This window comes from Flammeovirga sp. EKP202, assembly GCF_014534745.1.
In the GTDB taxonomy this organism is placed as follows: domain Bacteria; phylum Bacteroidota; class Bacteroidia; order Cytophagales; family Flammeovirgaceae; genus Flammeovirga.
Genome location: NZ_JACVVP010000006.1, coordinates 1 through 22889, shown reverse-complemented (window position 1 = coordinate 22889; position 22889 = coordinate 1). Strand labels below are relative to the sequence as shown.

Sequence of the window (22889 nt, the reverse complement as noted above, 5' to 3'; positions counted from 1 at the left end):
AAAGAGTTGAGATAAGAATAAGTACAAATTCAAAATTATCTAATATTTATTTTTGACTTTGTACTTAGAAATATAAAAATAGAGAATACATCGATTCATTGAAACTAAAATTGTATTTCTATTACAAAGTTAATCAAAAATACATAATTTGTCTAAACAAAATATTACATGGTTAAGTTTGTAATTAAAGAATCTCATTACTCTAATAATTTATAGTTTTTTAAATATTCATAAAAGAAGAATAGTACTTTATTAAAAAAATTAATAGATTCAAACTCTAGGATTCTGTCCAAGGGTGATTTTTCACTTCAATCAAAGTTTTTAACACCCTCTCAAAACATCATTTTTTTCAATCTCATCTATTGAACATGACAAGATTAGTTTTTTTTATTTTATGTTTATCATATTCCACCCTTTCATTTGCACAAAAAGCAGACTCAGTAAAATGGTATAAATCACATTCCAAGGTGTATTATGCTCCCCCTGTCACAACAGGGAGTATTGCAGCGGCTGGTTTATTAGCCAATTATCTTGGGATTCGTATGTTGAATAACCGCCCTGAATTAAATATAAATGATATTAGAAGATTGGATATTAATTCAGTCAATGCTTTTGATCGTCATGTATTTGATCATCCCGTTGAAGAAAGAGAAGATTCACATAACTTTACGGATTGGGGACTTTATGTTTCTGTAGTGCTACCTTTTACATTATTTTTTGATGACGAGATTAGAAAAGATTGGGTCGAAGTATCCTTAATGTATTTGGAGACACAGATGATTGCCGTAAATATCTATAATTATTTAGGGCCGGGTGTTTTTAGGAGATACAGACCAATTGCGTATATGCATGGTCATCCAGATGTGCCTGATGCAGAATTAACTGACAATAATAATGAACGTTCTTTTTTCAGTGGTCACACTTCTAATACAGCTTGTGGTACTTTCTTTACAGCAAAAGTACTTACGGATTATCACCCCGAATGGTCAACTGGAGCCAAAATTGGTGTTTATGTAGCTGCTTTTATTCCTCCTGCATTAGTAGGTTACTACAGAACTAGAGCGTACAAACATTTCTACACTGATGTGATCACGGGTTGTGCTGTAGGTGCTTTAACAGGTGTTTTTGTACCACATATCCATAAAAAGTTAAGAACAAAAAGAGCTGACGGTTCAGGTACAGCATTTATGCCGATTATGCAGCCTCAAATGATGGGCTTGTACGTTAAGAAAACATTTTAAGTACTAAGTCAAAAAAACGTATTGATAGTGGTTCTATTGAAAGTTTTTTGATGGAAGTAATCGTAAAACAATAAATAGAATTAGTATTAGATGATTTTGAATTTGTACTTAAGAGTACGCTCTAACATATTATTGTTTACCTTTGTTCTCAAACACAAACTAAACACTATCGAATTATAGTGTATGAAAAAGCATACGCTATAGAAATTATCAGAAATATGTACGAGAAAATTGCATTAGTGACAGGATCCAACCGTGGGATTGGGTTTGCTGTTGCGAAAGGCCTCTTATTAAAAGGACATAAAGTAATTGTGACATCAAGAAAAGAAATTGATGGAAGAAAAGCGGTAAAATATTTGAGCGTATTTGGAGATGTAGACTATCATACCTTAGATGTATCTGACGATGAAAGCATACGTCAATTAAAAGAATATATTGAAAAAGAATACTCTCAGCTAGATATATTAGTCAACAATGCGGGCATTAATTATGATACCTGGCAGACAGCACTAAATGCCGATTTGGATGAAGTCCACGAAACAATTGAGACCAATGTTTTCGGTCCTTGGAAAATGATTAAAGCATTTTTACCAATGATGAAAAAAAACAAATACGGTAGAATTGTGAATGTTTCAAGCGGATCAGGGGCAATGAATGAAATGGGAGCTGGAACTCCAGGTTACAGTATTTCTAAGACGGCCCTAAATGTATTGACGATAAAGTTTGCACATGAGGTCAATGGAAATGATATTTTGATTAATTCAGTTTGTCCAGGTTGGGTAAAAACCGATATGGGTGGAGCTAGTGCACCAAGAACGCCAGAAGAAGGGGCTGAAACGATTATTTGGTTAGCAGAGCTAGAAGACCCGAACTTAAATGGAAAGTTCTTTAGAGATAAGAAAATAATAGAATGGTAAAAAATAATTATCAACCTCTATAAAAACACAAAAGGCATTCTTTAATAAAAAAGGATGCCTTTTGTGTTGTAGAAGGGATTTATCGGATTTGATGTACCCTAAAACTTTCCATAAAACGGTTTGTTATTCCTTCGTGGTGTACAGCATTTTCTTCTGCATTAAAATCTAAAAAGCCATCTTCTTCATAGTAGGCATTGTCATAATCAACACCATCAAAAATTGCAGCCAGATCAACAACAATGGCTACTTGATGTAGGGAGTCTTGAATGATGTCAATACCAACTTGCTGAAGTATAGTCACTGTCTCTTCTATTGTTGAAGAATAATGAAAAGGGTGTATAACTACTCCATTTGGATGGTAATTACCATGTATGTCAATGGACAAGTTATTTTCCAGGTTCTCTACAATGTCCAATTGAAATAATTGATACTGTCCTACTTCAATATTGCCATAAGGTAATTGAGGTGTAGTTGTATTTTCAATTAAATCACAAATAAAGGGCCCCTCAAAATGTGCATTTGAGTTGCTGGTGTCTTTTTGTAAGAATGTGATTTCATCTAATGCAATTTTTGCATCGGTAAAAATATAATCAGGTTCATTCCTGGCATTATTGGGTTTTCTATAATCTGAAATAATATTTAACGCCACATTGCCATCAATAACAGGAAGATCATGATCAAATGAATCTTTTTGACAACTCGAAAGTGCTATAAACGCTATTGAAACAAAAGAAATTAGGTTTTTGTATTGCATATTTTTGATAGGGTAGTACATAGAATATGCAAATTTATGAGAACCATTTCTCAAAAAATGTCAAACCGTTAAATTGTAATTGTAATAATTCTAAAGGACAATTATTTACTATTAGTGAGCTGTTTATATCCTTTTTGATGACCAATCAATAGACTTTTCTGGAATTTCTCCCAGTTGCCATCAAAAACATTCATATCAACCTTATTCGGAATTCCATCAATATTTGCTTCTTGAGTGTGTTGCCACATGGTCCATCGAGCTTTGGGTGCTTTTGTAGACTGTCCATAATTGGCAATCCAAACTCTATACTTTCTGAAGTGTCCTTTAAAATAGTCTTTATAGAAAGAGTCACCAGTGTAGATCATGGGTTTTACCCCATATTCTTCTTCAACCCTTAATACAAATTCTTCAAGACGATCTCTCATTAGACTTGGGTCAACACCATCTAAAACTTCTATATCAACAACGGGCACTAAATCACTTGGGTCGAGTGCACCCACTGTTTTGATGAAATATTCCGCTTGTTCTTTTCCTGAAGTTTTAGGTCTAAAAAAATGATAGGCTCCAAATAACAGATTGTGTTCTCTAATTTCATTTCTATTCCTGTCAAAATGCCTGTCTTTGTGATCTTTACCTTCTGTAGCTTTTGCATAAACAAATTTGATAGAAGTATTTTGGGCATAAAATGCTGAGACTCTCTGAAAATCGATAAGTTTTTGATGATGAGAAATATCAATACCGTGGACAGAATAATTGTCGGGTAGTTTTACACCATATCCTTTGAAATTTTTATAAAATGGAGACTCCACATAATCTTTAAGATTTAAAGTAAAATCAATACCTCTCTGGAGGTATGGAGCAAATTTTTTATGAGCCTCTTGATTGACATTGATATAATAGCCTAATGCCATAAAAAATAAGAGTACAAAAGAGGAAAAAGGAAATATGTTTACTTTTTTTCTCATCAAATTGTCTTAAGCTGAAAAAATAAAAAAGGTTGTAATGGCAGAAAGCCAATTACAACCTTAAATTTATGAAATTTTGATGGATTTAAGTACCGCCATTAAAGAAAATGAAGTACCTAGTGAAGAGAAAAAAACGCAATTTGATTTGAATTGACGTTCACTTCTATCAGTCCATTCTTCGTTATCCTTTTGAAGTTTTGATAGAACAACCTACCGCTTTTGTAGTTGTTTCAGCAACTTCCTTATTCTCTAACAATGCATCAAGAGCATTTTCTAAGTAAGTAACTTTTACATTTTCAGCACTCTTGTAGTTATCGTCAATTGCACCAATGTATCTTACAAAATACTTTTCATTTTCTTTTTCCAATAAGAAAACATGAGGAGTTTTAGTTGCTCCGTAGGCAGGGTAAATTTTCTGACCTTCATCAAATAAGTAAGGGAAAGTAAAACCTTTTTCTTCAGCTCTTACTTTCATTTTTTCAAATGAATCATCAGGTTGTTGTTCAGGATCGTTCGGGTTGATTGCAATAACAGGGTATCCTAATGCTTTGTATTTTTGATCAATAGCTAGAATACGATCTTCATATGCAACTGCATAAGGACAGTGATTACAAGTGAAAATCACAACTGCTCCTTTATTGTCTTTCAGGTCGTTAAGACCGAACATTTGATCATCTACATTTTTAAGATTGAAAGTAGTTGCCTCATCACCAACACTCAAACCCGCTTTTTTTGCTGGAGTAAGTGCCGTCGCTTTTACGGTTTCAGTGGAAGATTCTTCTTTGTTTTGAGGAGCTGAACAACCGACTGTAAAACCGATTAATAAGGATAAGACAAAGAGTTTAAGATATTTCATTTTAAAGAAATTATTTTGATAAAAAGTAAATTAAAGTTTAGAAGATATGTACCTGTTGAATGATTGTCTTTCTGCAATCTTCTGAGGTTCTATATTTTACTGTGAAATAAATTTTTCTAGCTCTTCATAATCATGAAAGTCCGTGTTATGAAAAACAGTTTTATTTTTATCGATGGTTAAAGTAACCGGAATTGCACCATCCCAATTTTCATTGACCCTACCTAACCATGCATTGGCATCAGGATCATCCAACCAAAATGTGGAAGTAGTGAGGTTCTTTTTTTTGATATAATTTGACAAGTTTTTCTCATTCATGTCAAGGCTAATTAGAATTACCTTAGCTTTTTCTCCATTCTTTTTGAACTTTTCATCAAGTTGCTGGAAATAGGGTAGTTCCTTTACACAAGGTTTACACCATGTCGCCCAGAAATTGATCACTCTTAGCGTATCGTCTTTATGAGAAAATAATGGAGAAAGACCATCAAACTTATTGAACTTTAAAACTTCTTGCTGTTCAAGTTGAATGACCTCATCAGCTTGTAAAACGAGCTTAGGTGATTGATTGCATGAAATGACAATAAAGAATGTGATAATTGATAATGCGTACTTAATAAAGCTTGTCATAATGATGTTGGGAGTTTAAATGTAATTTTAAGTTTAATTTTCCGATCAAAAATTACACAGCTAATGTAATACTATTTTCAGTAACTTTTTTGCTGATCCAGTGAAGTAGGGCTACTTTTAGCTCTTTTTAAGTGAAATAAAGAATTACCATAAATCCACAAAGGTGAAGTTAATATATAACTCTGTCTGTAAAACTTACTTTCATTGCTAAATGCGTATGAACTGAACCAGTAGATAAATGGTAGTAGAGGCAATATTTAATTATACAATTACTATTATGTCAGCTTTGACCCCAAACTCCAAAAGAAAACTGGTTGTTATTTGTTTGATAACTTTGTTTACAATGTCAACGGCCATTATACTGGACCAGAAAATCGAAAAATTGAATTTAGAAAAAGATTCACTAGTGGTGAATGGTATTATGAACCAGCATCACCTGAGGTGGCACTATACACATTGAATTGCACTTATAGAAGTAATGATTGCATAATCAATTAGAATTCTTTTATTGAAATTGTATTTTATGCATATTGGTAGTAGACCAACCTAAATACTTTTTATGATTAAAAGCGTTTTAATTATTTGCTGCATGGCGTTATTTCTTGTAGCGTCAGTTTTTATCGCTGGAGGCTTAACGTATAAAAGCGAAAAAAAGTCAGTTGTTTTAAATGACACTATGAAAGAAAAGATTCAAGTACCCTTGACTTTTTCTCAAACTACGGGCTTCGAAGAAGTTAAAATTAAGCCCCTTCGTCTTTACCTCAGTGAGAGGTAATGAAAACCTAATTGTAAAAAGAGAGCTCTCCGAAAAATCGGGGAGCTTTATTTTTTGTCTCTCAAAAATGAATTGAAGGGGATGAGTGCTTCAGATTAGAAACTTAAAATGGCCTCTTCATATTTGTCTTGTACCTCTATAATTAGATCAAAACCAGAAATCTTAAGAATTTCCTGAACAACATCATTCGCTTCGCAAACTATAAATTTACCTTGAACACCTTTTATACTTTTAGAGGCGGCAAGAAAAACTCTTAGTCCTGAGCTACTCATGTAAGAAACATCTTTTAAGTTGAGCAAAAGTTTTGTTTTTCCCTCATCAATTAGCTTTAACACTTCTTTTTCTACAATGGGTGAAGTACTTGCATCCATGAATCCATTGACATGTACTACAAAGATGTCTTTTACATTTGTTACTTCTATTTCCATGTGTTATACCTTTATTAATAACATAATTTTATTTTGACTATCGGTCCTTGCGTAAGTAATAGTACTGACCAAACTCTTTACAATATGTATTCCCAAACCTCCAATCGGCCTACTTTCAACAGGTAAGCTAATATCAGGAGCTTCTTTTTCTAAAGGATTGAAAGGAATACCATTGTCAAGTAATTGTATTTTTATTCCACTTTTATTTTCCAATAAGAAAATATATAACTGAATATCGGTATTTTTTTCTTCTGCAGTAGCATAATTTATAATATTACTGATCAATTCATCCATTATTATTTGAACTTTTTGTATAACGGTTACATTATATTTATTGTCTATAAAAAAGGATTGTAATTGAGATGTCAATTCTTCTTTGTCTTCGAGTTGAGCTTTAAACTGTAAAAAGAAGTCAGGGTCACTTTTCTTTGAGTACTTAACACTGAGTACAGTGATGTCATCTGCTTGTTCTGACCCTTTTTCATGTAATTCTACATCTTGAATGACAGTGTCAACGATGGACATTAAGGACTGCCCCTTAATTGATTCTAATAATCCAAGCAATTTTTCATCAGAGTACAGTTCTCGTTGAATATTCTGAGCTTCTGTTACACCATCTGTATAGGCAAAAATCAGTTGTCCAGAGGTTAACTGTAGCGTACTTTCGTTGTATTCAAAGCCTTCTAAAGCACCTACCACTGGTCCATGTCTTTCGGTCAGTTTTACGGCTTCATTATTTTCTGAAAGTATATAAGAGGGGTTATGTCCTGCATTGGTGTACGTAAATTCACCCGTTTTGATATTCAATAACCCCAGGAAAATAGTCACAAACATATTGTTTTTATTCTCCTTTGCGATTTCGGTATTTACATGAGTGATGATTTGACTGGTAGAACGTTCGGTGATGGCAACACTTCTTAATAAAGACTTCGTCATTGCCATTAATAAGGCAGCAGGAACCCCTTTACCTGAAACATCTCCAACAACAAAATAAAGGTAATTATCTTCTATAATTTGAAAGTCATAAAAATCACCCCCAACTTCACGAGCCGGAACAAGTTTTGCGTGCAAATCAACATTGTCATTTGAAGGGAAATCTGTGGGAAGCATACTCATCTGAATATTTCTACCTACAGCAAGTTCACTCTCCATTCTTGCACTATTGTCTTTGGCTTTTTTTAGATTTTCGTAAGATTCTAGTAAATCTTTATTTTTTGATCGCAATTCAGATAATAACTCATCCCTAGATCTTTCATTAAAAGTAACCACTGCATCTTCTAGTCTGTCAACAGGAAACATTTTATCAATTACTATTTCCAAAAGATCATCTTTGATGGCTAATTCTACATGATGCAAGTAAATGTCCGGGATTTCTTTGGCAATCGCATAAAAAGGATCGAATACCCTAATCTTTACTGATTTCACAAAATCACCTGATAAAAGTACCTCAGTCTCTAAATATATTTGCTGATGATCAATAATGATTTTTTTCAGTAATGACGATAGCATAGTAGTGACTTTTACAGAGAAACTGTTGTCGTCAAAACAAATTAAGAAAGCTTGATATATTTTTTTTCTTAAGTTGACAACATCATGCTCATTGGTAATTTGCTGTCTGCTAAATTCTTGATGCATCATTTCTTAATTTTAACTGCGATAAGAGAGGCATCATCAAACATTGAACCCCATTGTTTAATGATTTTTTTAGCTAAAATTTCACTTGAAAACAAATGATAATTTTTGAACTTACTGTTAGTGAAAGAGGAATCAAGTCCATCACTATGGATTAGTATAAGATCGTTATCTTCAAGAGGTTTGTGGCTTACTTTAACCGTTCGTCCACGTACACCCAGTAATCCATCCGTTGAAAGTAGATCAATATTTTCCTTATTAATGACTTTGCAGGAAATATTACCCAAACTGCCAAAGTAAAAGTTATTATGATCAATGACGCCTATTCCTAATGCGGCACCCTCACAACCTAACATATATTGATGAGTATCTTGTATCACTTTGGAAATATTGATACTGATATTTCGAGAGAGAAATTCCTTTATTTTTGATGAAATTTCAAACGCAGGCTGACCATGACCAATTCCGTCTACTATTGCAAAAAAACAGAAGTCTTCTTTTTGATGAATAAAAATAGCATCCCCATTTTTATGCTCACCAACAAATGGCCTTGTATAACCTCCAATATCAATATTTATTTTTTCCAATATGTTACTTTGATATGTGTTCCTTTTTCTTTTGATGAATGAATAATCAGGTCGTCAGAAATTCGTTTGATTCCAGGTAGACCTAAACCTAATGAACCACCTGTTGAGTAATTATCTTTCAGTGCCTTTTCAATATCGTGAATTGCCGGACCATTATCTATTGCTTCAATTAAAATTCCAGTATTAATTTCATTGGTTACTTTAGAAAAACGTATAAATCCCTTCTTGGCATATTTAATAATATTGTGTGCAAGTTCAGAGATAATAATAGAAACTTTGGTGCTGTCAAGCGTTTCCATTCCAATACTATTGGCATACTCAATTCCTTCATGACGTGCATAATGAACGTCGTCTTCTGATCTAATACTAATTGTCATTTTTTAGTATCTAAAATAACCACTGCCTCATCTAAACTGATGGAAGATAAGAGATTGTCAATATTTGCATCCATCATGATCAAGGAGGAAACGACGGTAGGCCTCAAACCTGAGATTACAGTATCGTACCCCGTTAATTTAATCATACTAATGATAGAACGCAGATGCTCAAAATCCATCAAGTCAATAATATCCAATCCAGATAAATCGAATATTATACCTTTGATGTGATTGTGCTTTACAATCTCATCTAGTAATTCTTGCTGAAATAATTTTAATAAGTCCTTTTGGAGGTCCAATTGGAACGATGCAATTACACATTGACTATGTAATTGAATTGGAATTCCAGATTTTACCCAATTACTCATGGAAGCTATTGTTTAACAATTTTCATATTCAATTTTTGAAAAGCAATTCCTATCGCTGCTTTTAAATTGGCTGTCGTTCTAATGGTTCCTACATCAATTCCAAGTTCAACAATGGTTTGAGCAACTGCCGGCGATAGCCCAGAGATAATACATTCACATCCCATGAGTTTGGTAGCTTTTGTAATTTTGATCAGGTGATTTGCTACTGCAGTATCTACGACAGCCACACCAGAAATATCTAAAATAAAGCTTTGTGCATGATGTTGTGAAATATGATTTAAAGTATTGTCCATGATGTCTTGTGCCCTTCTTGAGTCAATAAGTCCTACTACAGGTAATAGTAATAGTCCATCCCAAAGTTGTGTGACAGGAGTTGACATGGCCATTAACGTTTTACTTTGGGCCGTAATTTTTTGATTGACCACATGCTCATAACTTTGTACAATAATAGTCATGTCCATGTGAGCTATTTTATTTAAAGCTCTTCTGACTTTATTGATTTTGGCATTGTCCCAATCTTGAGCCAAAAGAATTTCTATGAATAAACTTAGAAAATGATCTACCCCCGCTAAATAGATTTCTTGTGATAATCCAATTCGAGCATGCACTTCTCCAACGCTTTTTCGGCTTGAGACATATTGATCATTGATGTTTGCATCAAAGAATTCTTCCCAAAAGCTCAACTGAAGTTTCTGAACTCGATGCAATGTTAATGGATCAGCAAAATACTCTTGAAATTCAGCTGTGGTTTTTAGCCATTTATACCATGAGTCTACCATTTCTGGAATTTTATCAATGGCTACAGGCTTAAATTCACGTACAGCTTCTATGTCTTCTTTGGTGATTTCGTATAGATCACAAAGTTGGGTAGCATTTCTAGATATCACTTCCATTGGTCGGTATATATATTAAAGAATAATTATCAAAAGATTGAATAGTAGAAAAATTGTACTATTTGTGCTATGTCAAAATTACTTATCTAAAAAATATTAAGGAGAGTTTGATAAACAATTATTGACCTAGTACATAAACAAATTTAGTGTTTAGTTACAAATTCGCAATTATTATTTTAAAAATGAGGTTTGTATAGTAAGGCTCAATGGGATATTGTCTATCTTAAGACGAGATATAGCATACTTGAAACCTAAGTACCACATCGAAATACTACCATAAATGAATATTAAAGTTAACCCACAGATAGAATTGAAACCTTTAGAGATGGGGGATTCAACATCTATTTTTACAATTCTGGATCAACAAAGGGATTATATTGGAAAATGGCTCCCTTTTGTACAGTATACTCATAAGATTGAAGATACACGTAAGTTTGTGGCTTCAATGATTGAAGAAGCTGAAAAAAATACTACTAAAGTTTACTCCATTCTATTAGGATGTGAGTTGATTGGATTGATCAGTTTTAAAGACATCAGCAAGGTCAATAAATCAACAGAAATAGGGTATTGGATTTCTCAAGATCACCAAGGAAGAGGGATTATGACGGATGCCGTGAGGCAGATGTGTAAAATGGCTTTTGAGGAATGGAAGATGAACAGAATTGTGATCAAATGTGCTGAGGAAAATTATCCAAGTAAAAGAATCCCTCAGAAAATTGGATTTAAATACGAAGGTTTAGAAAGAGAAAGCATTGTTATGATTGATGGGCAATTTGCGAATCTTGAAGTATTTAGTTTACTGAAAAGTGATGGAATAGTGATTTAGTTTTTTCATTTTTACAAAATGATGTGTCCATACTATTAAGCATCAAAACTTTATTTTATGAGCACTCTATTTCTTTCATTGATCTTCTCTTTATATCCTTATTCTGACACTGCAGATTATCAAAATTATCATCAGCAAATCATTCATATTGAAGAAATGATAGTTGACGAGCAGTATAATGTAGCATTGGATGAATACGTAAAACTGTTTGATCAGTATGATTATATTTTTAAGCGAGACTTGAAAATTGCAGCAGATCTATCGTTATTCTTAAAAAGAAAAGAACAATCCATATCGTTAATATCAACATGTTTGAGTAGGGGATGGGAATTGAAAAGTTTTCAAAAGGATAGATTAAAAGAACTTTTATCAAAGAGTGAGTATGAAAACTTAAGGCAACAAGCATCACAATTACATCAACAGTATATTTCTAATTTAGATCTCAATACTAAAGAAGCAGTCCATCATCTTTTCAAAGAAGATCAAAAAATGGCACTGAAAGGTTTTTTGAAATGGGGAGATAAAGCACAAGAAAAGTTTATGGATTCAAAGTTTGCTCCTCATAGTGAAAAGCAGATGAAAACATTGAAGCACATTATCATTTCAAAAGGCTACCCAGGTGAACAATTAATTGGAAATAACTATTGGGGGGCCACTGTTATTTCTCATCACAATTCCATGTCATACAACTATGTAAAACGTGATACATTATTTACTGATCTTAAGCCTTATTTAATCGAATCATTAAGGGATGGACAACTTTCACCTTATGAAATGGCTTTGATGGAAGATTGGAGAAATGCTGTGTTACGTGACTCCTCCACTATTGCTTTTGGTTATGTCAATCCACCTACTATTCAAACATTAAAACAAATCAATAAAAATAGATATAAAATAGGTTTAAGATCTATAGAGTTGAGAAATAAATTAGTGAAAATTGAAAAGAAAGTAGGTTTGAAATTTTATTTGCCTGATTGGGTAAAAGGAGAGATACTAATTTTGGAGGAGGAAGATTAAATCAGTCTGATGATAATTTAATCACAATCATTCGTACATTTAAATTCAAATAATTTTAATCCTAAAAGGTACGTATGCTAATGAACATCACTCTATCAGAATCAACGGAAATTCCTCAAGAACAAATCATCGAATTATATAAAGCCAATAAATGGAGTTCAGCAGATAAACCCGATGTCCTTTACAAGGCATTGACCAATTCTCATACTTTAATTTCAGCTTGGGAAGGAGAAAAATTGGTGGGTATTGGGAATGCTATTTCAGATGGATACTTAGTCGTTTATTATCCTCATTTGTTGGTGCATCCCGATCATCAGGGAAAAGGAATTGGGAAATTAATCATGGAGAAAATGTATCAGAAGTATAAATCCTTCCATATGCAGATGTTGACTTCTGATGGAGAGGCCGTTCATTTTTATAAGAAAATGGGCTTTACTAAGGCTGGGAATACGACACCAATGTGGATTTATGAAGGAAATGAGCATTGATCTATATAAAAAACTCCAATTACCACATAGGGCAATTGGAGTAAAAATATCTATCTAATAATGTGAGAACTTTACACTGCTTGCAATTCAGACACTAAAACATCAGGGTTGGGACGTTTTGTGTAGTCCACCGAATATTCAGCATATTTGATGATACCATCAGTGTCAATGATAAACCTTGCAGGGACAGGCAGTGTCCAAGAATCATCACCATTATACTCATTCAATTTTATATTGAATTTGTCGTTGTATAATGATTTCAACGGGTCTACCATTTCCCATCTTAAACCGAATTGTGCAGCGATGTTGTTTTCAGCATCTCTAAGTAGATCAAAATTCAATCTTTGTTGATCGATAATTTTCTTATTGTTTTCAATAGTTTGAGGAGAAATACTAACCATGCTTACACCCATTTCATCAAACTGAGCCTTGTATCTTTTCAGAAAAGCCAAGTCAGTATTACAGTAAGGACACCACACCCCTCTGTAGAATGTGATTACCAAAGGTCCTTGTTTCAATAATTCATCACTAGAAACAATCTCTCCTTTGTGATTTGGTAAAGAAAAGGAAGGGGCTTTGTCTCCAGCTTTTAAGGTCTTCTCACCAATACCCGATGCTTCAAGGTCACGAGTGGATTGATGCATAATTTCCACAAATTCGGGAGGCATTCCGCCTTCGATTTTTTCTTTAAGTCTACTTAGTGATTCTTGTAATTCCATAATTAAGCTTTTTGGATTAATTCTTCTTTAATGTGTTTTTCAAAACGTACAAAATCATTTTCCACTTCTGGGTTTTTCATAACATCATAAGCGAAAAATGTTTCCAAAGGTTCCAAACCAAACCATTTAAAGTTTAGGTGCATTGGCAACATCAAATCATCTTCACTGATACCGTTAAAGAATTTTTCCTCAGGATTGTTGAAAGCTTCTTTAGGGGCATTTGCAGTTACAGAGATCATATATTTACCTTTTAGCAAACCACCTAAACCGTAGTTTTGTTTAGGGTTTTCGGCTGTTCTACCATCACCTTGTGACATTTTGCCCATTATACCTGCAGTTAATACATCATCCATGTATTTTTTGAAACTCCAAGTGACACCCATCCAGTTTAGTGGCGTTTGTAATAATACCACGTCTGCCCAAAGGAATTTTTCCATTTCTTCTTCCACGTCATATTCTTTTTCGGAAGCAGTGAACTTGATTTCATAATCAGCCTCTTCCAACCAAGTAGAAGCCTTCTCAATCAAAGCATTATTAAGCTTACCTTCTGCGAATGGATAATACTGATGGCCGTTAATAATTAATATTTTTTTCATGTTTCTTTCGATTAGTGTTATATTTGTTTCTTAAAGGAACTAACATTAGTTTAAAAAAGAAACTAATAGTTTTGATAACTGAAAAAATAGTGGTTACAAAAAGGTGACTTATGGGAAGAAAAGTAATAGACAACCCCAATTTATGCTCATTGGTGCATGCCATGAACATTATAGGAGGGAAGTGGAAACCAATAATTATGTATTTATTGGCCAATGGTAGTTTGCGTTTTGGAAAACTTTTAATGTTCACGCCGACAATCTCAAAAAAAGTTTTAACAGAGCAATTAAAGGAATTGGAGGAAGATGGCTTAATCATCCGAAAGAAGTTTCCAGAAATACCACCGAGAGTGGAGTACTCCTTGTCTGAAAAAGGGAAGGCATTGTTGCCTGTATTAAAAGCGTTGAGCGATTGGACAATGGAAACTTACGGAAGTGAAATTGGTTTTGAGCAATGTAGAATTGTAACCTTATAATAGGAAAGATGAAATCAGTAATTATTGTAGGGAGTGTGAGAAATGATAGCAACACATTGAAAGTAGCTGAAAGGCTTCAGAAAGAAGGTGATTTTGATATTGTGAACTTGCTCGATTATCGTATCGGTCATTTTGACTATGAGCATCAATATAAGGATGATGATTTTATAGCACTGATGAAAACGATTATCAGTAAGTACGATACCTTAGTTTTTGCCACTCCGGTGTATTGGTACGCTATGAGTGGCAAGATGAAGGTATTCTTTGATCGCATTACGGATCTAATCACCATTGAAAAAGAATTAGGTCGTCAATTAAGAGGTAAGAATATGGCAGTAATTACCACTTCAAATGGCGGTAATCTTGGTGATGATTTCTGGCATCCGTTCAAACATTCAGCATTATACTTAGGTATGAATTTCTTGGGTGGTGAACATGTGGTGAATGGTATGGATTCTAAAGAAGCATTACAGTCTTTTATGGATTTCTTCAGCCAAAAATAGAACAATTAAACGTTTCTGCAGTTAGGTTTTACAATCAGATAGTTTAAGTTTTATAGCTTAGAAGACAATAAATCTACCTAGAAACGATAATGAAAAAAGATATTTCAATTTTTTGGTATAGAAGAGACCTCCGCCTATTTGATAATGCGGCACTAAGTCATGCATTAAAAAATGAGGCACCTACATTATTACTGTTTATTTTTGATACAGATATTATCAATGAATTGGATAGGGATGATGCACGAATATCATTTATCTATGATCAATTAAATAAAATAAATAAACAACTCAATAAGGTTAATAGTGGCTTATTAGTGAAGATGGGAAAACCTTTAGAAGTATATAAAGAACTTGATAATGAGTTTAATATAAAAGGAATCTACACGAATGAGGATTACGAACCTTATGCCATTAAAAGAGACCAAGAGATAGGAGGTTATTTTAATGAAATAAATATTCCATTTCACCTTTTCAAAGATCAAGTCATATTTGCTAAAAATGAGGTGCTGAAAAAAGATGGAAAACCTTATACTGTTTTTACACCCTTCAAAAACCAATGGCTGAAACAATTTGATTCATCAAAAACTTTAGAATATAAAGTTGAGTTAGATGCTTCAAAGTTAATAGATCAAATTTTTGAATTTCCAACTTTGGAAGATATTGGTTTTGTAAGGTCAGAGATTAAAGTTCTTGATTATAAAATTGATCATCTAGACCATTATGATACTGACAGAGATATTCCTTCTAAAAGAGGGACAAGTAACTTGTCAGTTCATCTACGCTTTGGAACGGTAAGTGTCAGGGAATTAGTACACAAAGTACAAGATCATCCTAGTTTCTTTTCGGAGTTGATATGGAGGGAGTTCTTTATGCAAATTCTATGGCATTTCCCAGATGTGATCAACACAAGTTTTAAGAAAAAATACGATCATATAGAATGGAGAAATAATGAGGCTGATTTTGAGAAATGGAAAAATGGTCAAACAGGTTATCCAATTGTCGATGCAGGTATGCGAGAACTCAACGCGACAGGTTATATGCACAATAGGGTGAGAATGGTAGTGGCAAGTTTCCTTTGTAAACACTTACTCATCGATTGGAGATGGGGAGAAGCTTATTTTGCTAAAAAACTATTGGATTTTGAACTCTCTTCCAATAATGGAAACTGGCAATGGGCAGCTGGAACAGGTTGTGATGCAGCTCCGTACTTTAGGGTATTTAATCCAACAGCTCAAACGAAGAAATTTGACCCTGACTTTAAATACATCAAAAAATGGGTGCCCGAATTTGATGGATTTGGTTATCCACAACCTATGGTGGATCACAAAATGGCCAGAGAAAGAGCTTTAGATGTCTATAAGTATGGCTTGGCTATGAGTGAACAATAAACACCTCATTTGTACAAATCTTATTTGAAAATTTAGATAAAAACCACTCTATTTTAATAGTATAGAGTGGTTTTTTAGTTGAAATGAATATTATCACATTAGTAGGTTTTACGACATCATTCCTTCAATAACAGCCTATATAAATAGTATCATAAAAAATTGATGTTCTGTTGTATGATGAAGTCTGTCACTATAACTTCCCTCATCCCTCAAAAAAACTCTTCCATAAATATGAAAGAGTTTTAAAAATTTTAGGTAACCATATGTAAGTTGTTCGGAGTATGTGAGAACTAAAAGATCTTCAAATAGATGATTAAAAATATTCTGTTTATAAGCCAATTATTAAGTTTAAACCAGGTTTGAGATTTAACTATTTGATTTTTTCATCTATTGAAAATCTATAGTCCGCAAACTCCTAGAACTGAGCAGTTTCTGTACTACCTTCCATTGCTGTCGTAGATGCAGTACCCGCAGTTACTGTATTTTGGATAGCGTCGAAATACGTAGTACCAACAAATGCTTGATGTTTCACTGCTCTGAAACCGTCTGTTTGTAAGCTGAATTCCTTTTCTTGTAATTGAGAGTAACCTGCCATTCCTCTCTCTTTGTATGCTTTGGCCAATTCAAACATACTAGTATTCAAGGCGTGGAAGCCTGCTAGTGTGATGAATTGGAATTTATATCCCATATCCGCAAGATTTTCTCTGAACGTTTCCATTTCCTCCACGCTTAATTTTGATGCCCAGTTAAATGATGGAGAACAGTTATACGCCAACATTTTACCAGGGAACTTCGCATGGATAGCCTCTGCAAATCTTTTTGCTTCTTCTAAGTCAGGGTGAGAAGTTTCACACCAAATTAGATCAGCATAAGGAGCATAAGATAAACCTCTTGAGATGGCTTGATCCAAACCGTTTTTTACTTCATAAAAACCTTCCGAAGATCTTTCACCATGAATAAATTCACGATCTCTAGGATCAATATCACTTGTTAGTAAATTTGCTGCATCTGCATCTGTTCTTGCAATAATAAGAGTGGGTACTCCACAAACATCAGCAGCCAATCGAGCAGCAACCAATTTATTAATTGCCTCTTGAGTAGGTACTAATACTTTACCTCCCAAGTGTCCACATTTTTTAGCAGATGATAATTGGTCTTCAAAATGAACCCCTGAAGCACCTGATTCAATCATCATTTTCATAAGCTCAAATGCATTTAGGTTTCCACCAAAACCTGCTTCAGCATCGGCAATAATTGGTACCATATAATCTGTATCGTTTTTGTCTGCTACAGATTGAATTTGATCGGCTCTTCTTAATGCATTATTGATTCTTGCTACTACTTTAGGAACACTATCGGCAGGGTATAAAGATTGATCTGGGTACATTTGGCCCGCTAAATTGGCATCAGCGGCTACTTGCCATCCCGAAAGATAAATCGCTTTTAATCCTGCTTCCACTTCTTGAATAGCCTGATTACCTGTCAAAGCTCCCAGTCCTGCCATAAAATGTTCTGTATGTAATCCTTTCCAAAATTTCTCAGCCCCTTGACGTGCAAGAGAATACTCCACAAAAACATTTCCTTGAAGCTTTATCACTTCTTCAGCGGAATAAGGACGTTCTATATTTGCCCATCTTGGGTTTGTTGACCAATCTTCTTTTAGTGCGTTGATTCTTTCTTGCTTTGTCATTTTGTGTTAAATTTACTGTGTTGAAAATGTATAAACGTGTTTGCAATGGACCCCCATCCAGCATTCACTTTATTGGGGGCACTACAATGTAAGTTGATAGTGCCCTTTTTTAATTCAATAATTGTATTGGTATTCTGGTTTGAAGCGTAATTACTTCCGCTTCCTAGATTTGTTGATAAGCAGGTAACGTTAAGAATTCTATGAATTCATTTGTAGTTACCAATTCATCAAATATGTTTTTGGCCTCTTGATATTTGCCATTGTTGTACTGTGCTTCCCCAACATAATTTTTAATGGTATCCATTATTTCAGGAAGTAAACTTCTATAAAGTTCAGTAGTGATTAATGTACCATCTGCCATTGTTGCTTTATGTTTGATCCATTGCCAAACTTGTGTTCTTGAGATTTCGGCAGTAGCGGCATCTTCCATTAAATTATAGATAGGTACCGCACCTTGTCCATCCAACCATCTTGCGATATATTGAATACCCACATCAATGTTGTTTTTTAATCCTTCCATCGTAATCTCACCTTCAGGTACTTTTAACAAGTCTTCAGCTGTGATTTTTTTATGAGTGATCGGTTTTTTCAAATTATTAGGACCGCCCATGTAACGATCAAATACATCTTTGGCCGTTTGAACCAAACCAGGGTGTGCTACCCAAGTGCCGTCATGTCCAGCCATTGCTTCACGAGTTTTATCTTTCGCTACTTTCTCAATGGCACGTTGATTGGCTTTTTCATCCTCTTTGATAGGAATTTGTGCAGCCATACCACCCATTGCAAAGGCACCTCTTTTGTGACAAGTCTGAATTAGAAGCTCATAATAAGACTTCATAAAGTGTACTTTCATTGTCACTTGGGCACGATTTGGCAACATAAAATCAGGATCGTTTCTAAACTTCTTGATATAAGAGAAAATATAATCCCATCTACCACAATTCAAGCCAGCAGAGTGGTCTTTTAGTGCGTATAAGATTTCGTCCATCTCAAAAGCTGCCAAAATGGTCTCAATCAATACTGTCGCTTTAATACTCCCCTGAGGGATGTTTAAATAGTCTTGTGCATAAATGAAGATGTCATTCCAAAGTCTTGCTTCCAAATGACTTTCAATTTTTGGGAGATAGAAATAAGGAGCACTCCCTTTAGCCAATAGAGCATGTGCGTTATGGAAAAAATAAAGACCAAAGTCAATTAAACTTCCAGATGCAGGTTGTCCATCAATGATAATGTGCTTTTCAATCAAATGCCACCCTCTAGGACGAACCATCAATGTAGCAGTTTTTTCATTTAACTGATACTCTTTGCCTGTTTTAGGGTGAGTGTACTGAATTGTTCCTCTGATGGCATCTCTTAGATTGATTTGTCCATTGATGTTGTTGTCCCAAGTAGGGGAGTTAGCATCTTCGAAATCAGACATAAATACATTGGCTCCACTGTTTAATGCATTTATGATCATCTTTCGATCAACTGGACCTGTGATCTCAACTCGACGATCTTGTAAATCATCTTTTACCTCAGCTACCGTCCATTCGCTGTTACGGATGTAAGCAGTTTCTGCCAAAAAGTTAGGTCGCTTGCCTTCATCAATCGACTGTTGTCTTTTGATACGGGCTTCCAAAAGTGCAATTCTTCTTTTGTTGAATTTCTCGTGTAAAAGGACTACAAACTCTAAAGCCTCTGGAGTTAGTATCTCTTCAAACTGATTAGAAATTAAGCCTTTAATCTCTAAATTCTCAAGCTGTGTTATTGGTTGTGCTCTCATAGTATTTAAAGTTATGTCTGGGTGAATGATGTCTCAAATATATGTAAAGCGAATTGAATAAAAAAAGCGAAAATTCGCTAGTGAATATAAATTCAAAATTAAAAAATATAAATAATAAAATATGTATGTCATATAAAGAGTTTTAAATACATTTTAAAATATAAATAAATAAAGAGTGAAAAAATTGCGAAATTTCGCAAAAAAAATCAACAAATATTTAAAACAGAACTTATGTCATCTTTTGAGTGCTTCATTAACAAATTTTGCGGAATAGTTTCTGATGTAAAAAAAATAATGTATTTTTATATAAGGGCTTCTTAATAGAAATCACTATTAAATCGTTTCGGTTTATCTCCTCCTCATTAGCTCAAGCAGCTTAAGTCGTGTGCTAGTGAGGAGGATAAGAGAGTTTTGAGACTATTACAATTAAAATCGTGATAAAGTCTAATGATAAAACTGTCTCTTTTCATTATTTTCATATCATTTTCTATAATTTAGCACTTGCACATATTCACTGAACTTGAAAAAGCATGCACATGAAATTTAAAGTAACACTAACCTATTTACTTATTTTTATTCTCCCGCTATCCATCTTTGCACAAGATTTTCCATCTGAATATTGGCATCAAGGTGAAGTAGATTTAAAAAATGGTAACTCTATGAGAGGTAGAGTCAAATATTCATTAGAAGAAGGTGTGGAGTCAATACAGGTGATTGTCAATGGCGTCATTAAATCGTACGGTGCTCAAAACGTTCAATCGTTTGAGATCATGGATGCGATGACCAAACGACAAAGAGTCTTTTTCTCTTTACCATTTAAAAAATCAAAAGGATATGTGAAAAACCACTTTTTTGAGTTGATAGAAGAAGGAGAACCTTACATCTTATTTGCAAGAGAGAGAATCGCTGAAATATCAGAAACTTCTTATGATCCTTATTGGGGTAGTAACTTCAATACACGTAGACGTGTTTTAGTTCACGATTTTTACCTCATGGATATGTTTGCAGATATCAGACAAGTAGATATGAGGAAAGAAGAAACTATGCTGGCTTATTTTGGTAAGTATAAAGATAAAGTAAAAGCTTTCATTAATATCAATAAATTGGATTATAAAGACCGAGAAGATTTTCTACAAATTGTAAGGTATTATGATTCACTCGTAGAGAAAAAAGAAATTTCAAATTAATAAACTAAATTAGGGCTGTTAAATCAATAGCCCTTTTTTAAGCAGCAGACCTATCATACTATAATGAGAAAGAAGGAAGATTAGATCAAGTTCTAAAGTTCTTCCCACCGTTCATTTTTATGGGAACGCTATAGGTCATAAATGTTCGCTTTGAATAAAAACAAAATAATAATATGAAACCCTTAATTCTTATTTCCAATGATGATGGAATCACATCAAAGGGAATTAAATTTTTAGCAGATATAATGCGTGAACTTGGTGAAGTAGTTATTGTGGCTCCGGATAGTCCACAATCGGGGCAGGGGCATGCAATCACCATTGAAGATCCATTAAGATACCATAAGTCAGATTTATTTAGCGATTGGGGTATAGAAGCCTACCAATGTTCGGGTACACCTGCCGATTGTATTAAGTTGGCCAAAAATCATATTCTTCCCAAAAAACCAGACTTGGTAGTAAGTGGTGTCAATCATGGAAGTAACACCTCTGTCAGTGTACTCTACTCGGGCACAATGTCAGCGGCTTTGGAAGGAACTATTGAAGGATTACCAAGTGTGGGTTTTAGTGTATGTGATTACAGTTACGATGCGGAGTTTGAACATACACGAGAGTGGGTCAAAAAAGTAGCTACATCAGTATTAGAAAATGGTCTTCCTCAAGGAACGGCACTCAACGTCAACTTTCCGAAATACAATGGAGAGCCCATTAAAGGTATGAAAGTTGGCAGACAAGCAAAAGGACGTTGGCATGAGCAGTTTGATGAAAGAGTAAACCCTAGTGGAAGAAAATACTTGTGGTTGACCGGAAAGTTTGTAAATCCTGATAATGCGGAAGATACTGATGAATATGCGATAGAACATAATTATGGTAGTATCGTTCCAACCAAAATTGACCTGACGGACTATAAGTATATGGACAGTTTAAAAGGTCTTTGGGAATAATAACTGTTGATTTAAAAAGGAAAGCGATCAATAAAGTTGTTTTACAGTTTTATTTGTAATGCTTTCAAAATAAACCCCTCATTAACACAAAATGGAGTAGTTGGTGAGGGGTTTAATTTTAATTGTACAGCTTCTTTTAAGAAGAAGAGAATTAATGAATGTATTATCAATGACCTATTACTTTGATATACATTGGAAAAATCAATCCTTTATACAAGTACTAACAAAGCTTATCTATCTTACATATTTTGCCTATAAGTACTAAGCCAAAAATAAATCATAGTTAATTCTAATTTATTTTTTGTGAGTACAACGCTAAAAAACGCATTAATAGTGGTTCTATTGAAAGTTTTTTGAAGGAAGTAATCGCAAAACAATAAATAGAATTAGTAGTATATAATTTTGTCTTGGTACTTATAACCCACTTTACATTTATTATTCTAAGAATTTCTACCTGTGATTCAAGGATTTAATAAGGTAATTCTATTGTGATGCGAAATTCAGTTTGTTTTATATGAATTAACCTTGCATATTTGCATCGCTTTAAACGAAAAGCAAGTACACAAAATATGAAATGAACCGCCTAGGTGGTGGAATTGGTAGACACGCTAGACTCAAAATCTTGTGAGCTTTGCTCGTGTGGGTTCGAGTCCCACCCTAGGTACTACGTTCATTTTCTTATTTTTCGCTTGAGTGGTGGAATTGGTAGACACGCTAGACTCAAAATCTTGTGAGCTTTGCTCGTGTGGGTTCGAGTCCCACCTCAAGTACTTTTGTCCATATTGAAATTAAAAAACAATTTGCCTAGGTGGTGGAATTGGTAGACACGCTAGACTCAAAATCTTGTGAGCTTTGCTCGTGTGGGTTCGAGTCCCACCC

General features: G+C 34.1%; 24 protein-coding genes and 2 tRNA genes. 12 read left to right on the top strand and 14 right to left on the bottom strand.

Annotation, left to right across the window (positions count from 1 at the left end):
* Positions 1–368 precede the first annotated feature (368 nt).
* Positions 369–1241: a phosphatase PAP2 family protein gene (locus IC221_RS04845; protein ID WP_188167887.1), complete on the top strand. Its 873-nt coding sequence runs from the start codon at positions 369–371 to the stop codon at positions 1239–1241.
* 218 nt (positions 1242–1459) lie between these two features.
* Complete coding sequence (locus tag IC221_RS04840) at positions 1460–2158, top strand: SDR family oxidoreductase (RefSeq protein ID WP_188167886.1); 699 nt, start codon at positions 1460–1462, stop codon at positions 2156–2158.
* Positions 2159–2237: 79 nt separating this feature from the next.
* Here the strand turns inward: IC221_RS04840 and IC221_RS04835 are convergent, their stop codons facing one another.
* The 10 genes from IC221_RS04835 to IC221_RS04790 all read right to left on the bottom strand — a co-directional run bounded on the left by IC221_RS04835 (position 2238) and on the right by IC221_RS04790 (position 10417).
* On the bottom strand, positions 2238–2912 hold the full coding sequence (locus IC221_RS04835; protein ID WP_188167885.1) for a hypothetical protein: 675 nt from the start codon (positions 2910–2912) through the stop codon (positions 2238–2240).
* A gap of 101 nt (positions 2913–3013) precedes the next feature.
* Entirely contained in the window at positions 3014–3877 is an 864-nt protein-coding gene (locus tag IC221_RS04830) for a glycoside hydrolase family 25 protein (protein ID WP_188167884.1), read from the bottom strand.
* 181 nt (positions 3878–4058) lie between these two features.
* Entirely contained in the window at positions 4059–4733 is a 675-nt protein-coding gene (locus tag IC221_RS04825) for a thioredoxin family protein (protein ID WP_188167883.1), read from the bottom strand.
* 96 nt (positions 4734–4829) lie between these two features.
* Entirely contained in the window at positions 4830–5357 is a 528-nt protein-coding gene (locus IC221_RS04820; RefSeq protein ID WP_188167882.1) for a TlpA disulfide reductase family protein, read from the bottom strand.
* A gap of 870 nt (positions 5358–6227) precedes the next feature.
* The gene (locus IC221_RS04815; protein ID WP_188167881.1) at positions 6228–6560 is read right to left on the bottom strand and encodes an STAS domain-containing protein; all 333 of its coding nucleotides are present in this window, start codon (positions 6558–6560) and stop codon (positions 6228–6230) included.
* A gap of 3 nt (positions 6561–6563) precedes the next feature.
* The gene (locus IC221_RS04810) at positions 6564–8195 is read right to left on the bottom strand and encodes a SpoIIE family protein phosphatase (protein ID WP_188167880.1); all 1632 of its coding nucleotides are present in this window, start codon (positions 8193–8195) and stop codon (positions 6564–6566) included.
* The gene (locus tag IC221_RS04805) at positions 8195–8779 is read right to left on the bottom strand and encodes a SpoIIE family protein phosphatase (RefSeq protein WP_188167879.1); all 585 of its coding nucleotides are present in this window, start codon (positions 8777–8779) and stop codon (positions 8195–8197) included. Before IC221_RS04805 ends, IC221_RS04810 begins: the two co-directional genes overlap by 1 nt.
* The gene (locus tag IC221_RS04800) at positions 8767–9156 is read right to left on the bottom strand and encodes an ATP-binding protein (RefSeq protein ID WP_188167878.1); all 390 of its coding nucleotides are present in this window, start codon (positions 9154–9156) and stop codon (positions 8767–8769) included. Before IC221_RS04800 ends, IC221_RS04805 begins: the two co-directional genes overlap by 13 nt.
* Positions 9153–9524, bottom strand: a complete 372-nt coding sequence (locus tag IC221_RS04795) for an STAS domain-containing protein (protein WP_188167877.1) — start codon at positions 9522–9524, stop codon at positions 9153–9155. The genes IC221_RS04800 and IC221_RS04795 overlap by 4 nt, the downstream gene beginning before the upstream one ends.
* Positions 9525–9529: 5 nt before the next feature.
* Positions 9530–10417, bottom strand: a complete 888-nt coding sequence (locus IC221_RS04790) for a protoglobin domain-containing protein (protein ID WP_188167876.1) — start codon at positions 10415–10417, stop codon at positions 9530–9532.
* A 280-nt stretch (positions 10418–10697) separates the two neighbouring features.
* Here IC221_RS04790 and IC221_RS04785 point away from each other — a divergent pair, with 280 nt between their 5' ends.
* The 3 genes from IC221_RS04785 to IC221_RS04775 all read left to right on the top strand — a co-directional run bounded on the left by IC221_RS04785 (position 10698) and on the right by IC221_RS04775 (position 12748).
* Positions 10698–11243: a GNAT family N-acetyltransferase gene (locus IC221_RS04785; protein ID WP_188167875.1), complete on the top strand. Its 546-nt coding sequence runs from the start codon at positions 10698–10700 to the stop codon at positions 11241–11243.
* Positions 11244–11300: 57 nt separating this feature from the next.
* On the top strand, positions 11301–12260 hold the full coding sequence (locus tag IC221_RS04780; RefSeq protein ID WP_188167874.1) for a hypothetical protein: 960 nt from the start codon (positions 11301–11303) through the stop codon (positions 12258–12260).
* Positions 12261–12340: 80 nt separating this feature from the next.
* Positions 12341–12748, top strand: coding sequence for a GNAT family N-acetyltransferase (locus IC221_RS04775; protein WP_188167873.1), 408 nt, complete (start codon positions 12341–12343; stop codon positions 12746–12748).
* A gap of 71 nt (positions 12749–12819) precedes the next feature.
* On the opposite strand, the gene IC221_RS04770 is transcribed toward IC221_RS04775, so the two are convergent.
* Complete coding sequence (locus IC221_RS04770) at positions 12820–13467, bottom strand: peroxiredoxin-like family protein (protein ID WP_188167872.1); 648 nt, start codon at positions 13465–13467, stop codon at positions 12820–12822.
* A gap of 2 nt (positions 13468–13469) precedes the next feature.
* Positions 13470–14063, bottom strand: coding sequence for an NAD(P)H-dependent oxidoreductase (locus IC221_RS04765; RefSeq protein ID WP_188167871.1), 594 nt, complete (start codon positions 14061–14063; stop codon positions 13470–13472).
* 110 nt (positions 14064–14173) lie between these two features.
* Between IC221_RS04765 and IC221_RS04760 the strand changes: the two genes are divergently transcribed.
* From IC221_RS04760 to IC221_RS04750, 3 genes are all read left to right on the top strand, one after another.
* Complete coding sequence (locus IC221_RS04760; protein ID WP_188167870.1) at positions 14174–14536, top strand: helix-turn-helix domain-containing protein; 363 nt, start codon at positions 14174–14176, stop codon at positions 14534–14536.
* An 8-nt stretch (positions 14537–14544) separates the two neighbouring features.
* Positions 14545–15039 (top strand): flavodoxin family protein, encoded by a 495-nt coding sequence (locus tag IC221_RS04755; protein WP_188167869.1) that lies wholly within the window; start codon positions 14545–14547, stop codon positions 15037–15039.
* Between the two features lie 89 nt (positions 15040–15128).
* Positions 15129–16427, top strand: coding sequence for a deoxyribodipyrimidine photo-lyase (locus IC221_RS04750; protein ID WP_188167868.1), 1299 nt, complete (start codon positions 15129–15131; stop codon positions 16425–16427).
* Positions 16428–16842: 415 nt separating this feature from the next.
* On the opposite strand, the gene aceA is transcribed toward IC221_RS04750, so the two are convergent.
* Together aceA and aceB are read right to left on the bottom strand one after the other, a co-directional pair.
* Positions 16843–18117 (bottom strand): isocitrate lyase, encoded by a 1275-nt coding sequence (aceA, locus tag IC221_RS04745; protein WP_188167867.1) that lies wholly within the window; start codon positions 18115–18117, stop codon positions 16843–16845.
* A gap of 163 nt (positions 18118–18280) precedes the next feature.
* Positions 18281–19882 (bottom strand): malate synthase A, encoded by a 1602-nt coding sequence (aceB, locus tag IC221_RS04740; RefSeq protein ID WP_188167866.1) that lies wholly within the window; start codon positions 19880–19882, stop codon positions 18281–18283.
* Positions 19883–20418: 536 nt separating this feature from the next.
* Between aceB and IC221_RS04735 the strand changes: the two genes are divergently transcribed.
* From IC221_RS04735 to IC221_RS04720, 4 genes are all read left to right on the top strand, one after another.
* Complete coding sequence (locus IC221_RS04735; protein WP_188167865.1) at positions 20419–21069, top strand: hypothetical protein; 651 nt, start codon at positions 20419–20421, stop codon at positions 21067–21069.
* Positions 21070–21242: 173 nt separating this feature from the next.
* Positions 21243–22010 carry a 5'/3'-nucleotidase SurE gene (gene surE, locus IC221_RS04730; protein WP_188167864.1) on the top strand — a complete coding sequence of 256 codons (768 nt, stop codon included), beginning with the start codon at positions 21243–21245 and terminating at the stop codon, positions 22008–22010.
* Positions 22011–22591: 581 nt separating this feature from the next.
* A tRNA-Leu gene (locus IC221_RS04725) sits at positions 22592–22674 on the top strand.
* A gap of 23 nt (positions 22675–22697) precedes the next feature.
* Positions 22698–22780, top strand: a tRNA-Leu gene (locus tag IC221_RS04720).
* The last annotated feature ends 109 nt before the right edge of the window (positions 22781–22889 follow it).

Excerpts from the sequence above, each read along its gene's own strand:
- IC221_RS04845 (WP_188167887.1), top strand. The coding sequence starts at position 369 with ATGACAAGATTAGTTTTTTTTATTTTATGTTTATCATATTCCACCCTT.
- IC221_RS04840 (WP_188167886.1), top strand. The coding sequence starts at position 1,460 with ATGTACGAGAAAATTGCATTAGTGACAGGATCCAACCGTGGGATTGGG.
- IC221_RS04835 (WP_188167885.1), bottom strand. The coding sequence starts at position 2,912 with ATGCAATACAAAAACCTAATTTCTTTTGTTTCAATAGCGTTTATAGCA.
- IC221_RS04830 (WP_188167884.1), bottom strand. The coding sequence starts at position 3,877 with ATGAGAAAAAAAGTAAACATATTTCCTTTTTCCTCTTTTGTACTCTTA.
- IC221_RS04825 (WP_188167883.1), bottom strand. The coding sequence starts at position 4,733 with ATGAAATATCTTAAACTCTTTGTCTTATCCTTATTAATCGGTTTTACA.
- IC221_RS04820 (WP_188167882.1), bottom strand. The coding sequence starts at position 5,357 with ATGACAAGCTTTATTAAGTACGCATTATCAATTATCACATTCTTTATT.
- IC221_RS04815 (WP_188167881.1), bottom strand. The coding sequence starts at position 6,560 with ATGGAAATAGAAGTAACAAATGTAAAAGACATCTTTGTAGTACATGTC.
- IC221_RS04810 (WP_188167880.1), bottom strand. The coding sequence starts at position 8,195 with ATGCATCAAGAATTTAGCAGACAGCAAATTACCAATGAGCATGATGTT.
- IC221_RS04800 (WP_188167878.1), bottom strand. The coding sequence starts at position 9,156 with ATGACAATTAGTATTAGATCAGAAGACGACGTTCATTATGCACGTCAT.
- IC221_RS04795 (WP_188167877.1), bottom strand. The coding sequence starts at position 9,524 with ATGAGTAATTGGGTAAAATCTGGAATTCCAATTCAATTACATAGTCAA.
- IC221_RS04790 (WP_188167876.1), bottom strand. The coding sequence starts at position 10,417 with ATGGAAGTGATATCTAGAAATGCTACCCAACTTTGTGATCTATACGAA.
- IC221_RS04785 (WP_188167875.1), top strand. The coding sequence starts at position 10,698 with ATGAATATTAAAGTTAACCCACAGATAGAATTGAAACCTTTAGAGATG.
- IC221_RS04780 (WP_188167874.1), top strand. The coding sequence starts at position 11,301 with ATGAGCACTCTATTTCTTTCATTGATCTTCTCTTTATATCCTTATTCT.
- IC221_RS04775 (WP_188167873.1), top strand. The coding sequence starts at position 12,341 with ATGAACATCACTCTATCAGAATCAACGGAAATTCCTCAAGAACAAATC.
- IC221_RS04770 (WP_188167872.1), bottom strand. The coding sequence starts at position 13,467 with ATGGAATTACAAGAATCACTAAGTAGACTTAAAGAAAAAATCGAAGGC.
- IC221_RS04765 (WP_188167871.1), bottom strand. The coding sequence starts at position 14,063 with ATGAAAAAAATATTAATTATTAACGGCCATCAGTATTATCCATTCGCA.
- IC221_RS04760 (WP_188167870.1), top strand. The coding sequence starts at position 14,174 with ATGGGAAGAAAAGTAATAGACAACCCCAATTTATGCTCATTGGTGCAT.
- IC221_RS04755 (WP_188167869.1), top strand. The coding sequence starts at position 14,545 with ATGAAATCAGTAATTATTGTAGGGAGTGTGAGAAATGATAGCAACACA.
- IC221_RS04750 (WP_188167868.1), top strand. The coding sequence starts at position 15,129 with ATGAAAAAAGATATTTCAATTTTTTGGTATAGAAGAGACCTCCGCCTA.
- aceA (WP_188167867.1), bottom strand. The coding sequence starts at position 18,117 with ATGACAAAGCAAGAAAGAATCAACGCACTAAAAGAAGATTGGTCAACA.
- aceB (WP_188167866.1), bottom strand. The coding sequence starts at position 19,882 with ATGAGAGCACAACCAATAACACAGCTTGAGAATTTAGAGATTAAAGGC.
- IC221_RS04735 (WP_188167865.1), top strand. The coding sequence starts at position 20,419 with ATGAAATTTAAAGTAACACTAACCTATTTACTTATTTTTATTCTCCCG.
- surE (WP_188167864.1), top strand. The coding sequence starts at position 21,243 with ATGAAACCCTTAATTCTTATTTCCAATGATGATGGAATCACATCAAAG.